A 14,291-nucleotide genomic window follows, 5' to 3' on the forward strand; every position below is an offset into this window, starting at 1 on the left:
GATAAAATCGCACATCGTTTTGTAAGCGTTACCAAACTAATATGAAAAGGAAGTCCATATTATTTAGAGGGGGCACATGTATGAAACGAATCAGGTCCGCAATGGCGGGTCTGCTCGCGCTGCTGCTGATTTTTTCAAGCTTGCCTGTAATGGGAACCGGTAAAGGTTCCGTAGGAGCAGAAGGGGTTGGAGGAACAGGCGCTGAGCAAATTCCATCAGGTACGGTACTCATCAAGAATAAGTGGAAAAACAACTTTTTATATGAGACATCCGCAGGAATCGTGCGTTATGGCATGACCAATCCAGCCGATACTTCAGCGCATTGGACGGTTGAGACGGTGAATGGGCTGTCACGAATCAAGAATGTGAAGACAGGCCATTACATTACAATGGATGGTAACAACGGCAAAGAGGATTCACTTAAGGCGGCAGAACGCCAAGGTTCAGGAAGTGTTGCGGATCAGTGGCTGATCGATACTTCCAATCGCAATGGATACATGATCATCCGAAGTGCGACTGTGCCAGAGGGGAAGTTGGTTATCCACGAGGAGAATCAGCTTGGTTATGCGCAAGTAAGCTCGGATATCAATGTTACGTTTGAGAGTCCGCAGTGGGCTTTTATAGATCCAAATGCAGCACCTGTACGGCTAGAGAGCCGTCTCCGCCCCGGTCAGGTAATGTATGAAAGTGAAGGGAACGTTCTTTACGGTAAACAGCCTGTCAGCAATGAAGCAGCACAGTGGTATCTTGAATCAGGGACGGATGACGGAACAGTAATGATTCGCAACCGTGCGACAGGTCATTATATTAAGCAAAATGAAGTGACCTGGGCTGGGGTTTTTTCGCAGGAAGTCGATATGGATCACGTGAAGCTAAGTGAGTGGACCCAAGAGCATGCACCAGGCCCTGATGGAACGGGCTTCATTACCCTTCGTAACAGTGGTTTAACTGAAGAGGGGAGTCCATTATGGCTAAATCCGCAATTCAGCGATGACAATAATGTGCGATCTAACAGCTGGCCGGGTTCAGCCTCTAATCCAAGCGCGCAGTGGAGAATCGTGCCTATTTCCGAATTACAGCCTGTACGACTGGCAACTTATACGGATGCACAAGTGGCTACAGATTTTTTATATGAATCCGTAAACGGCGAGCTTAAGCATGGAATTATTGCGCCAGATGCCGCCAACACCTCTGACTATCTATGGTATATAGAGGATTATGACGGCAATAAGCGTATCCGTAATGCGGCAACCGATCATTATGTTTCTTATAGTGAAGGTACCGCCAAGGCCTTGCAGATTAGCGGAAGTCAGCCGTCGGATCAATGGATTTTTAATGATTCCGATGATTATGATGATTACCAGACGCTTCAGAATCTCGAAAGCACAGGCATTTATTTGTCTACATTGGGTGGAGAACAGGCTGGTGCGATTGGGGATGCGACTTCTTTGAGCGCTCAGTGGCAGCTTTTAGATCCTAACACACCGACTGACGGCACAATGCCATATTACCGGATTCAGAATGGCTGGAAGTCATTTTATTGGTATGAGAGTGTTGATGGTCTTTTAAAATATGGAAATATGCAAAAGGACGGCTCCGATCAATGGCTCGTGGAGAAATATAACGGCCGCAAGCTGTTCAAAAACAAGAAAACGGGCCATTACATGAACACGATGAACATGCCAAATGGCCACCTTCAGGTCACAGAGCTTCCAGACAGAAATCATGTGGAACGAGAATACATCTGGACAGGCAAAAATGTTGGGAACAACACCTACGTAATCAGTAGCGTTCTAGACAAGGAACCTAATAAAATCCCAGAGAAGTATATTTCACTTCAAAACCTCACTAAATATGCTGAGTACGGAGTGATCAATCCAGGTTGGGGCAGTCCGCAGTGGAGATTTGTACCGGTTACCGAGAAAAAACAAGATTTGTTCCGTTTTCAGCTAGATGCTGTAAATGGAGAGGATCAATATCTTAAGGACGGTCCTTTGCTGACTTCTCCAGCTGCACTAGAGGAATTGCCAGAATCCAAGACGGTTACTGAAGCTGTCTATGCTGACCAGGACTCTGCTCACTCTAACCAAAATCTTGCACCTCTAGCAGCTGCCAACGAGGATGTAACAGTAGGCCAGGCTACTTATGGTCCACTTGATTTGAATGACGATTCCTTTGTCTGGCAGTTGCAAGAAATAGCCGGCAGCAATGGATCGGTGAAGATAAAAAATAAAGGCACTGGACGTTATCTCTCCCTTGAGCATATAGGTGGGGCTGTAGATGAGATTGATCCTAATGTTAGCGTTCAAACTTTGCAAACAGTGTACGATGTATGGGCCAGCATTAAGTGGAAGGTTGATATGCAGGCGTCCGGTGTGACTACCATTATGAGCTCATGGGCTGGTCACTATATCTATGGTGCGTCGGATGATAACGGCAACCCAACTCTCCGAATCAGTAAAGCTGCAGATACAGCGGAAAAAAGCAGTGCGCATTTTACTGCTGAAGCGGTTGAAGCGATTGCTCCGCCACTGCCTGATTACCCTGTAAGATTCAAGAATGCAAGCAGTGGGGAGTATTTATACGAAAATGAGCATGGGGTTGTTCTGTACGGACAGCCGTCAGCAGACAATGGATTTTCGCACTGGAATGTAACTGTGCAGGAGGGTAAACAGATGATCACCAACCGGGCAACAGGTCATTTTTTAACGCTGAATGGTGATTATTCATATTTGGAGAGCAGTAGTACAGAACCTGCTGTAGACGGAGCCTCTGCCTGGGAAGTAAGCTTGGCTTCCGATTATACACATTACACCATTCGTAGTCTCTTTGGAGAATACGACGATGAATTAATAAACATTGCCAATAAGACAGGATATGCTGAACGTGCGCTTTTGCTAGAGAGTGAGGGTACGGCACTATGGACACTTGACGCGGCTCCACAGGAGTTTACTACTCCATCTGGAGAACTGCGCAATAACAATACAACAACTCCAGTTCAAAATGATACCAACATCATAACCATTGTACCGAAAGGCATGGCTGGTAAAGTATTGGCCGAAAAAGAGGGGGCTGTCCTATATGCAGATGCTTCCGTTATGGCGGCTCAATCCCAGTGGCTGGTTCAGGAGATAAACGGACGCAAACGGATTATGAATGTTCAGACACAACATTATCTTTCGCTCAATGAATCAGGCCAAGTGGTCTTATTAGCTGCTGGAGATACAGAAAGATCCCAATGGAAGCTGGAAGAGAAGTTAGGTTATACTCTTCTGCTAAATGCGAATGGAACAGGTCTTCTTACTCACAGCGCATCGGCTGTTCAGCTTGGTTCTGCTGCAAATGGAACTGATAGTGAGCTCTGGTGCTTCTTACCTATCCCTACTGATGCAATTTATGCAGGAGGAGAAGCATTCAAAGGGGATCGTGTTATACGGTTTGCAGTCAACGCCCAGCAGGCCGGGGAATATGACGCTGTTATTCGATACAAAAATACCGCTGCTGCTGCAACGGATCTGGCGCTAGAGGTGAATGGTTTAAACGAAGGGGGCAAGGTTAGTCTTGGTAAGTCTGCCTCTTGGAAGAATGCACAGGTAATACTGCAGCTTCGTGCAGGCATCAACACGGTTTCTCTAAGTAGTGACAACGTGGATTGGAGTAAAGTAACCCTTGATAGCCTGACCGTAAAAAACAGCGTTAACAAAACATACCGTGGAGCAACGGCTCCATATATCAGCTATGAAGCTGAGGATGCGGCAACAAACGGAACGCTGATTGGCTCGTCGCGGAAATATCTCAGCATGGCTTCCGAGGCTTCTGGACGACAAGCGGTGGCCTTGAAGAATACGGGAGATTATCTAGAGTTCAAGCTTGCGAAGTCGGCTAACTCCATTGTTCTTCGATATTCCATTCCTGATAGTCCAGATGGGGCTGGTGCTGAAGAAACCCTGACTTTATATGTAGATGGAGTTAAGAAGCAGCTTAAGCTGACATCCAAATATGCTTGGGAATATGGCAGCTACCCATGGTCAAATGATCCTCGCCAAGGCAGTGGACACCGCTTCTTTGACGAAATCCATGCTCTGATCGGCGATACTCCTGCCGGAGCAACTATTCGCTTAGAGAAGGGAACAGGAGATAACGCAGCTTCTTACGTCATTGACCTGGTGGATATGGAGCAGGTTGCCCCTGAGTTGGCTCGCCCGGACGGATTTATTTCCGTAACGGATTTTGGAGCGGCAGCGAATGATGAGGGAGATGATACCGCAGCCTTCAAGGCAGCCCTTGCCGAAGCGAATGCGACAGGTAAAGGTGTGTGGTTCCCGGCGGGTACCTTTAATGTCGGTGAGGGTCTGCTGGATCTGGATACCGCTGAAATACGTGGTGCCGGCATGTGGTATACGGTTCTGAATGGAGCTAAGTTTTATGGTCACGGCGGTAAGGTTGGTGTTTACGATCTGATGATTGAAGGCGGCATTAACGAACGGGATGATGAAGCGATCACCAACGCTTTCCATGGTGCTTTTGGCCAAGGTTCGATTATACAGAACGTTTGGATAGAACATACCAAAGCAGGCTTGTGGTTAACTCAGCCGATGGGTGAAAAGGCGCGTACGAATGGTCTGTACATGGCAGGTCTGCGGATCCGCAATCTTATGGCAGACGGGATTAACTTTGCCGTAGGGACTGGCAACAGCATGATGGAACAAAGTGACATCCGCTATCCAGGGGATGATGGAATTGCAATGTGGTCGTTTACAGACGGCAAGTTGACGGATGTGAATGGTACGGAACGTACACCGAGCTATAATAACACGGCACGTTTTAATACGGTATCCTTGCCTTGGTTAGCGGATAACATTGTAGTCTTTGGGGGGAAAGATAACAAAGTCCAGGACAACGTGGTAAAAGACACTGTGACTAATGGAGCCGGGATTGCAGTGTCTACCCGTTTCACCGCCGAGCCCTTCCAAGGAACAACGATTGTGGAGCGAAATACCTTGCTTAGAACTGGCAGTTATGATTCCGGTTACGGCGTGAATCTGGGTGCGTTATGGCTTTATGCTGGTGAGAGTGATCTGAAAGGAAGAGTACTCATTCGCAACAATACGGCACTGGACAGCACTTATTCGGGGTTGATTGCTCAAGGTGATCTAGAAGGAGATACTCTCACTTCCATTGATGGAGTAGTGCTGACGAATAATGTATTAGATGGCGCAGGTACAAGCGGTATAGAAGTTACGAAAAATCTGAAAGGGAGTCTGCTGGTCGACAACATGATTATTCGTGGCGAACGGATGAATCTTCTGACCAATGCCTCTCCTGACCTAAGCATTAAAGAACAAAATCAAGGAATAGCCACAGCCATTAAACCGTTCTCTATCAAACTAGCAGATGGACAGAGCGGTCCTGTGGTATTAGAGCAGGGTAAGTCAGCTACTCTTAAGGTGCTAGATAAAGAAGGCAGAGATATTACCGCACAAGCTACTCTAAATATTATGAGCAGTGAGGTTGCTACATTTACCAACGACAGTCTTAATGGAATTAAAGCGGGAATCACAGACTTCACGGTAACTGTGGGCAACGAGAAGAGGGTCTATACAATTGAGGTGCTATCACCTGGCGGGACAGATCCTGTAGACCCGATCGATCCTGTGGATCCAACAAGTACTCCTAGCCCGACGAGTACTCCTAGTCCAGCGAATACTCCAGAACCAACAAGTACTCCTGGTCCAACAGACCCTACAGGGTCAGTGAACCCTGTTCAAACCGGCACACCGACCGCTACACCAGCACCTACACCAGCAGCTAATCATGATGCGCAGCTAAAAGCTAAGGCGACTGCAGGGCAGGCTGTTATCGAGATTTCAGCTAATGGAGACGGCACAGCCCGGTTTAGTGCAGATGCTTTACGTAAGGCGGCGGCACTTAGCCCCAAAGCTGTGCTTGTTATTGAAAGTGGAGGTATGAGCTACCGCTTCCCGTTAGAGCTTGTGGAGAGTGTGCTCAAATCCGCACAAATGCCGGCAGGCACACTGGAGTTTAATTTAAATTCGCTAAGCGGAAAAGGATTAGAACAACTGCTTGCCAAGGCTAAGCAGCAAGGCTTTACTGTGCAAGGAACACCGGCTATTGTCACTCTAAAGGTAACGGATGGCAAAACCTCTGTAGCAGCAAGTGGGTTCGGCACCACTTATGTAGATCGTACATTTATGCTTAAGGAGGCATGGGATGCGAAGACAGGTGTAGTCCTTATTTACGATGAACAGACGGGTTCCTTCCGTTATGTACCTGCATTGTTTGAGCCCGTTAATGGGATGACCAAGGTTACTGTTAAGAGCAGTATTGCGAGCGGTGTATTTGTCGCTGCGCTGCACCCTGTGACTTTTGGGGATATTGCTACACATTGGGCGAAAAATGAGATTGAGGGACTTGCTAGCCGACTGATCTTGACCGGACAATCCACAGATACCTTTGCACCTCAGAAATCTGTCAGTCGTGCCGAGTTCGCAGCTATGTTGATTCGATCATTGGGTCTTGTAGCTGCGAACACGACGAAGACCTTCAGTGATGTGTCCGATTTATCTTGGTATGCAGCGGATGCTAGAGCTGCTGCAGCCTTAGGACTGGTTCAAGGCTATGAGGATGGAACCTTCCGTCCGAACGCCCCTATTACACGGGAGCAAATGGCTGTTATGGCAGCCAGAGCAATGAAGCTGCTGAACATAGAAGCTGAAGGATATGGAGCAAACGTTGCTGCAGATGTTTTCACAGACGCTTCAACTATTTCCTCATGGGCTAAAGAAGCAGTGTCTGACCTGGCTGCAAAAGGCATTATGAAAGGTCAATCATCAGGCAGCTTTGCACCTAGCAGTGATACTAGCCGTGCAGAAGCCGCTGTAATTCTTGTCCGGCTGCTTAGAGCAGCTAAATTATTGAATTAGCTACCGTGGTAGAAGCTTCAATATGGCATAAGTAAAAAGACAGCAGAGCAGCGATCTCCTCCGGTTATTGGAGAATCGCTGCTCTGCGTTTTAACGTTGGCTGGCCTGCTATAAAAGCTTATGGGCAAGCAAAAGCTCATTGACTTTGAGTAACCCATTCACTTGCACCAACACCAACACCAACATCGCCGAGCTATCATTGGCTGAGGCTTACGGACCCCAATGACGCTATTGGCAAGTTTTTAGCCTTTTGGGCAGGGTTTCGGACTCAAGTGACGCTATTAGTTCGAAAGAGGCTCATATTTGGTGTTTTTCGTGCCAATAGAGGCAATGGGGTCCGATAGTATGCCAAATATGCGATTATGCTGAGTATAAGGTCAACTGGGTCCGATAGTAGCTTCATATCCGATTCCGATGCAGCCTTACTTCAGTTTTCCCATCGATAGATTGACTCTGTAATTTCCGAACTTCAGCAGTTCGTCGAGAAAGCTATTCAACTCCTCTTGGTTTCCGGTACGAACACGTATCCAGTAGCAGCCTTCTCCGCTGACCCTATGTATTTCTTTTACACTATCATGCTGCTTTGCGAATGTCTGAAAGGCTGGGTGGACGGTATTCGAACCCAAAAAAACAGTAATAAAGGCATGAATAGTCTCCCCAACCTTATCCGGATTCCAGCGGACCGTGTAGCCTTCAATCACTCCGGTGTCCTGCATTTTGCGAATACGTGCGCCCACAGCCTGACCGGTCATATGCACTTGCTGCCCAATATCTCTGTGACTGATCGTGGAATTTTCAATTAGAAGCTGCAGGATGCGAAAATCCACATCATCTATAAAATAGGAGCTCATTATTATCTAAAATCCTTTCTGCGTGAAAGTAGAACGGACCAATCTCTTTTCAATCTCAATGTATTCTGTTTCAAGGTCCAACTATAATTAATTGTAGCAGAAGATATCTGAAAGAAAGAAGGGCTTCCGATGAAAATACAGCATATCCGCAACGCGACCCTATGGCTAGAGTATGGTGGCAGTACATTTTTAATTGATCCTATGTTGAGTGAACAGGGTGCTAATCCACCTATTTTTAATACTGAAAATGATCGCCGCAATCCGCTCGTTTCTTTGCCGGGAGCCGTAGAACAATGGCTGAGTCCTAATGCAATTCTTGTCACACATCTTCATCAGGATCATTGGGATGCCGCTGCCATTTCTTTGTTGCCGCATGATCTACCACTATTATGTCAGGAAGGAGATGGAGATAAATTAGCGAAGCAGGGGTTTGAGCATACCACGGAAATTAGCGATTCACTGACGTTTAATGGAATAACTATAACACGTACGGATGGACGGCATGGCACTGGAGTGACTGGTAAAATTATGGGTAAGGTATCCGGGTTTGTGTTTCAGGCGGAAGGCGAACCTGTTCTATATGTGGCTGGAGATACGATTTGGTGTGATAAGGTGAAAATGGCATTGGACGTTTTTAAACCTGAGGTGACAGTTGTGAATGCTGGTGGTGCGCAGTTTTTAAGCGGATGTCATATTACAATGAATGAGCAGGATGTCGTAGACTTATGTGAATATGCACCTTCTACTAAAGTGATTGCTGTGCACATGGACGCCATTAACCATTGTTTGGTTACCCGAGATAAGCTAAAAGCTCATTTAGAGAAGGAATCGTTGGGGGATCGGGTACAGCTTCCGCAGGATGGAGAATGGTGTAATCTATAGGGGGAGGGATGGAAATCTCTTTAAAAAATCTAGCAAGCGGCCGAATCATAGCATAAATTTGAAAACGATCACAAAAATTATTTTGCCCGCTTGACTAGACCTTGAAATCATGATAAATTAATTCATGTTCACTTGTAATGTTCCCTGATAGCTCAGTTGGTAGAGCACTCGACTGTTAATCGAGTTGTCACAGGTTCGAGTCCTGTTCGGGGAGCCATTTTCATGGAGAGATACCCAAGTGGCTATAAGGGGACCCTCTGCTAAGGGGTTAGACTGCGTAAGCGGTGCGTGGGTTCGAATCCCACTCTCTCCGTTCTGAATTACATAAGAAGAGCTTCCATTCTGGGAGCTCTTTTTTGTTGTCTGAATTTATTTTTCGGTTGCTATATGCGATTCTGAGAAACGGTGAATTCAATATTTTGGAAGGGGAATGGAGTGGAGGGATCGAATGTTTATTTGATAAGTGTGAAGAGTTTAAAGGAGGAGCATGAAAACTATAAATCAAATACAAACAAAACCGTCAAGCCGATATGATAGTTTTGATCCGGATCAAGAGGGAAATAAAAATACTATTTTTGCCGACGTAATAATTGATGGTAGATCTCTTTACCAAATGTTAAAAAAATATGATAGGGTTCCTTCCCTCGGGTGGGGTAGTGAAGAGCATCAAAGGAAAATGATTAACTATTTTTTGTTAAACGAAATGCATGAATATTTGTACTGCAGGTACCCAATATTAGTCTGTCCCTGGTGTGGCGATGAAGAATGTGGCTTTATATCAGTGTTTATTGAGAGAGAAGGGGATCTTATTATATGGAGAGATTTCAAATTAGAATCCGGTAATAAGGCTATTGATATAGGCCCTTTTTGCTTTAAATGGGATGAATACGAAAAAGTTATTAGAGAGACATTTGGAACTGCGGGGATTCAATAAAGTAAACCTGAAAACCCACGGAAGAGATGTGCTCAAATAATTTATATGGGAAAGATCTATGAGTAAATCCAATAACTACATGGTCAAAGGAGTGGAATCAACATGGAACTGTTTAAGCAAATCCCCTTGTACAGATTTTTGGCATTATGCAATGAAAGTGGTATGGAAAAAAACATATTAGACTGCGGGGCGGGAGGGGATTCACCTCCACTAAGTTTGTTTGCGAACTATGGATACAGTACAAACGGAATTGAGATGAATGACGAACAAATTAAAAGAGCTAATCAGTTCGCAACTGAAAGGGGACAGATTCTAAATATACAACAAGGCGACATGAGACAGTTGGCGCTAAGTGATGAGTCAATGAGTTTTGTGTATTCGTATAACTCTATATTTCATATGAGAAAACAAGATGTAAAAAAAGCGATAAATGAAATGAAACGAGTTCTAAAACCTAATGGATTATTATTTGTAAATTTTTTAACCCTAAAGGATTTTCGAGTCGGCGATGGAGTTGATTTGGGGGATAATCAGTTTGAACAGATGGAAGATGATGAATTCGTAATACACTCTTATTATGATTATCATGAAGCAGATTCTATGTTTGATGATTTGCAGTTAATATACAAAGAAGATCGAGTGCTGGAAAGAAAGTTTGAAGGCGAATGGATACGACAAGGATTTATCGATTACATATATAAAAAATAGCTGGATGCTGAAGAACATATTAGTAGCTCCGAAAAAGCTAGATATCTGCGAACAATACGTTCACGCTGTGGACCATGAGGTGTTGGTTCGATAGAAGGTAAAGGTTTGAAGAAGAGTTAGCCAGGTGGACAACCCCACGAGTCTAATGCTAACGACTGTTTCCTAGGGTGATTTAAGCCGCTTGAATGTCAATCAGCACTTGATACTTGTTCGCAACCAATATACTTCGGGGGGGGATTTCAGATGGATGTAATTATAAATAACTCAATGATTCATAATAAGTCGGAAATAAATAAGATTGTTTTTATATGTTTCGATGAAGCGAACTATGAACTATATAGGAATGAATTAAAGAGATTTTGTTAGAATTTTGGTGTTTATCAAAAAAAGGAGATGTGCCAATGAATAACAGATCAGATTTGCTAAATCAGTTTAAGGAATGGAATGGATTTGTTCTAGAAATTATTGATTTAGATTGGAAAACACCCATCGCTGAAGGAAAATGGACCATTCATGATGTTGTTAGTCATATTTTATTATGGGATAAATACTTCTATGAATCGACGATAGAACCGATAGCATGCGATAAAGCGATAACACTTCAGCTTATTGATTTCGATCAATTCAATAATGATGCTGTTACATATGGTCAAACAAAAACCAAAGACGAATTAATAGAATTGACTGTGAAGTATCGTAACTTAATATTAGATTGTATAAGTAGTCTTGAAGAGGGGAAATACTCAGACAAATATGTGGACGGAAGGTTTTCCTTTGAGTCCTATTTAAAGGATTTTATATCGCATGACCTACATCATATGACGCAGATTAAAGAATTAAAAAAGAAAATGATGAGTAATTGACTCGTGACGGAAGTTCAAAGAATGGAGCTGACCACCATAATTAGCTTTCTCTCACTCGATTATTGTGTGGGACAGAGCTTTTTTTTGCGCGAAAATAGAGAAACAACTTGACCGGTAACTCATAATAAACTCGAAAAACACATATCCAAAGAGACAAATGTTATATTATTTATCATTAAATGCAATCTGTAGATAAAATCAAAGACTCCCCCTCTGAAAATCAAACTTTAAAAATCTCCATAATTCTCCTGTTTTCTTCTCTTTACCCACTTTCTATCTTTATACATCTCAAAGGATTAACTCAAAATGTTATGTAATATAACATAAAATATTGAATATTATAGTAAAAACCACAAATTTTACTGACGCATGTATATTACTGTGTTAATATAAGTGACATAAAACGATGAAAATGAATGTAAGCTAAAGAAAGGTGTTTTTAAAAATAAATATGGGGATTGGGGGACGGCGATGGAGTATTTCATTCAACAGTTAATTAACGGGATTTCTGTAGGGAGTATCTATGCTCTGATCGCACTTGGGTACACCATGGTTTACGGGATTATTAAATTGATCAATTTCGCCCATGGGGATGTGTTTATGGTTGGGTCGTTTATTGGATTGTTCAGTGCCAGGTACTTGGCTTCAGCAGGGCTTCCTCCGATCCTGGTCTTACTTATCTCATTGGTGGTCTCTATGACAATCAGTGCGTTGCTGGGGATGTCAATCGAACGGCTAGCATACAAACCTCTACGAAAAGCTTCGCGAATCGCTGTGTTGATTACTGCAATTGGCGTTTCTTTTTTGCTGGAATACAGCGGTGTGTTTGTGCTTGGTCCTCAGGCTAAAGGATTTCCGGAGATTCTTAATAAGCAGCAATACAACTTGTTTGGTTCCTCGATTCAGGTGGACTCCAATCAAATCATGATCTTGGGGACGACGGTTATTTTGATGATCATCCTTCAGTATATTGTGCACCGAACAAAGATTGGTAAAGCGATGCGGGCCGTTTCTTTTGATATGGAAGCAGCACGGTTGATGGGGATTAATGTAGATCGGACCATTTCAGCCACCTTCGCGATAGGATCTGCACTTGCGGCAGCAGCAGGCGTTATTTTCGGAATGACTTACAATTCAGTGGATCCGATGATGGGGGTACTTCCGGGGCTTAAAGCTTTTGTGGCTGCGGTTCTAGGTGGCATTGGCAGTATTCCTGGTGCTCTGGTAGGGGGACTTCTGCTGGGCACAGTCGAGACAGAGGTTTCTTCTCTGGGATACTCTTCATGGCGTGATGGTGTGGCATTTGCTGTACTCATCCTAATCCTTATCTTTAAACCATCCGGGCTATTTGGTAAAAATGTCCGCGAGAAAGTGTAGGGAGATGCCGTATGAAGAAGATAAACAAGTCATTTTGGATAGGCATTGTCTTTTCTATCATGCTATATATCGTCATTCAAGTTCTTCTAACAACGGGAATATTTGATGATGTCATGGAGTCTACGCTAATTCTAATTTGTATAAATGTCATGCTGGCGGTGTCTTTGAATCTGATTAATGGGATAACGGGGCAATTCTCAATCGGGCATGCTGGATTTATGTCCATTGGTGCTTATGTTTCTTCCATTTTAACTTTGAACTTTGATATGCCATTCGTGCTGGCGCTAGTGATCTCTGGACTGGTTGCTGCATTTTTCGGTGTGCTTATCGGGATTCCGACCTTGCGGCTGAATGGAGACTATCTGGCGATTGCTACGCTGGGATTTGGTGAGATTATCCGGATTGTCCTGCTCAATACAGAATATGTGGGCGGAGCTTCAGGCCTAAGCGGCATCCCTAATCAAACGACTTGGACGATTATGTTTCTGTTCACATTGGTCACGATTGTTGTGATCAATAACTTTATACGTTCCACTCACGGCCGGGCTTGTATAGCGATTCGTGAGAATGAAATTGCTGCTGAAGCGATGGGGATTAATACAACTTTGTACAAAGTCATTGCTTTTTCACTTGGAGCATTATTTGCGGGGATAGCTGGTGGTCTCTCTGCTCATAAGTTCTACGTCATCAATCCTGGAAGCTTTAATTTTCTAAAATCATTCGAAATTCTAGTCATGGTTGTGTTAGGTGGACTAGGAAGTACAAGCGGGGCCATCGTGGGTGCGATTGTACTGACGGTGCTCTTCACGGTGCTTCAGGAATATCCGGAGCTGCGGATGATTATTTACTCGGCGATTCTAATTCTGATGATGATTTTTCGGCCTAAGGGGCTGCTTGGCAGCACGGGTTTTTCTTTCTTGAAATGGTCTAAAAAGGAGGTCAAACCAAGTGACAGCATCAACAGTGGAAGTGCTTCTTGATGTTCAACAAGCAAGTCGTGCATTTGGCGGGCTTAAGGCGCTTAACGAGGTATCTCTCCATATTAATAAAGGCGAGTTGATTGGGCTCATCGGACCTAATGGCGCGGGAAAAACAACCCTTTTTAACTTGCTGACAGGTGTATACCCGCCTTCCAGTGGCGATATTATCCTCAGCAATCAGGCAGTAGGCGGGATGAAGCCTTATCGGATTAACCGAAAAGGGGCAGCACGGACATTTCAGAATATCCGTCTGTTTACCTCTATGACGGTGCTGGATAACGTTAAGATCGCATTTCACCAGCATGCCAGACATTCGATGTTCACTTCCATGCTCCGCCTGCCTAAGCATTTTGCAGAAGAAAACGAAATTACGCAAAAGGCTATGGATATTCTCGAAATATTTAATCTTGCCGATCAATGTGATGAATGTGCCGGGAATCTTAGCTACGGAAATCAAAGGCGTTTGGAAATTGCGCGCGCGCTTGCAGCAGGACCTAAGCTTTTGCTATTGGATGAACCAGCCGCAGGGATGAACCCGAATGAAACTCGGGATCTAATGAATCTTATTGCCTGGATCCGTGAAGAGTTTGAGCTGACGATCCTGCTTATCGAGCACGATATGTCCCTGGTTATGGGGGTGTGTGACCGGATTTATGTGCTGGATCGCGGAATGTTGATTGCTGAAGGTACGCCCGTTGAAATACGGAATCATCCCAAAGTCATAGAAGCCTATTTGGGACAGGAGGCGTAGT

Annotated in this window: 9 protein-coding genes and 2 tRNA genes; 10 read left to right on the forward strand and 1 reads right to left on the reverse strand. The window is 44.3% G+C overall.

Features of this window, described 5'->3' with window-relative positions; translation table 11 throughout:
- Positions 1-80 precede the first annotated feature (80 nt).
- Positions 81-6,944, forward strand: coding sequence for an S-layer homology domain-containing protein (locus NYE35_RS05975; protein WP_341120382.1), 6,864 nt, complete (start codon positions 81-83; stop codon positions 6,942-6,944).
- Positions 6,945-7,366: 422 nt separating this feature from the next.
- On the opposite strand, the gene NYE35_RS05980 is transcribed toward NYE35_RS05975, so the two are convergent.
- A complete protein-coding gene (locus NYE35_RS05980) occupies positions 7,367-7,795 on the reverse strand; it encodes an Lrp/AsnC family transcriptional regulator (protein ID WP_339811753.1) in 429 nt (142 codons plus the stop codon).
- 129 nt (positions 7,796-7,924) lie between these two features.
- Here NYE35_RS05980 and NYE35_RS05985 point away from each other — a divergent pair, with 129 nt between their 5' ends.
- The 9 genes from NYE35_RS05985 (at position 7,925) to NYE35_RS06025 (ending at position 14,290) form a co-directional block, all read left to right on the forward strand.
- On the forward strand, positions 7,925-8,677 hold the full coding sequence (locus tag NYE35_RS05985; protein ID WP_341120383.1) for an MBL fold metallo-hydrolase: 753 nt from the start codon (positions 7,925-7,927) through the stop codon (positions 8,675-8,677).
- Between the two features lie 141 nt (positions 8,678-8,818).
- Positions 8,819-8,894: transfer RNA gene (locus tag NYE35_RS05990), tRNA-Asn, on the forward strand.
- A gap of 7 nt (positions 8,895-8,901) precedes the next feature.
- Positions 8,902-8,990: transfer RNA gene (locus tag NYE35_RS05995), tRNA-Ser, on the forward strand.
- 174 nt (positions 8,991-9,164) lie between these two features.
- The gene (locus NYE35_RS06000; RefSeq protein ID WP_076106957.1) at positions 9,165-9,611 is read left to right on the forward strand and encodes an oxidoreductase; all 447 of its coding nucleotides are present in this window, start codon (positions 9,165-9,167) and stop codon (positions 9,609-9,611) included.
- A gap of 102 nt (positions 9,612-9,713) precedes the next feature.
- Complete coding sequence (locus tag NYE35_RS06005; RefSeq protein ID WP_036681653.1) at positions 9,714-10,319, forward strand: class I SAM-dependent methyltransferase; 606 nt, start codon at positions 9,714-9,716, stop codon at positions 10,317-10,319.
- A 401-nt stretch (positions 10,320-10,720) separates the two neighbouring features.
- Positions 10,721-11,182, forward strand: coding sequence for a DinB family protein (locus tag NYE35_RS06010; RefSeq protein WP_036681655.1), 462 nt, complete (start codon positions 10,721-10,723; stop codon positions 11,180-11,182).
- Between the two features lie 549 nt (positions 11,183-11,731).
- Positions 11,732-12,559 carry a branched-chain amino acid ABC transporter permease gene (locus tag NYE35_RS06015; protein ID WP_438269135.1) on the forward strand — a complete coding sequence of 276 codons (828 nt, stop codon included), beginning with the start codon at positions 11,732-11,734 and terminating at the stop codon, positions 12,557-12,559.
- An 11-nt stretch (positions 12,560-12,570) separates the two neighbouring features.
- Positions 12,571-13,539 carry a branched-chain amino acid ABC transporter permease gene (locus tag NYE35_RS06020; protein ID WP_036681661.1) on the forward strand — a complete coding sequence of 323 codons (969 nt, stop codon included), beginning with the start codon at positions 12,571-12,573 and terminating at the stop codon, positions 13,537-13,539.
- Positions 13,508-14,290, forward strand: a complete 783-nt coding sequence (locus NYE35_RS06025; protein ID WP_341120386.1) for an ABC transporter ATP-binding protein — start codon at positions 13,508-13,510, stop codon at positions 14,288-14,290. The genes NYE35_RS06020 and NYE35_RS06025 overlap by 32 nt, the downstream gene beginning before the upstream one ends.
- Position 14,291: the final 1 nt, after the last annotated feature.

This window comes from Paenibacillus sp. FSL L8-0494 (assembly GCF_038003695.1).
GTDB classification, from domain to species: domain Bacteria; phylum Bacillota; class Bacilli; order Paenibacillales; family Paenibacillaceae; genus Paenibacillus_AQ; species Paenibacillus_AQ odorifer.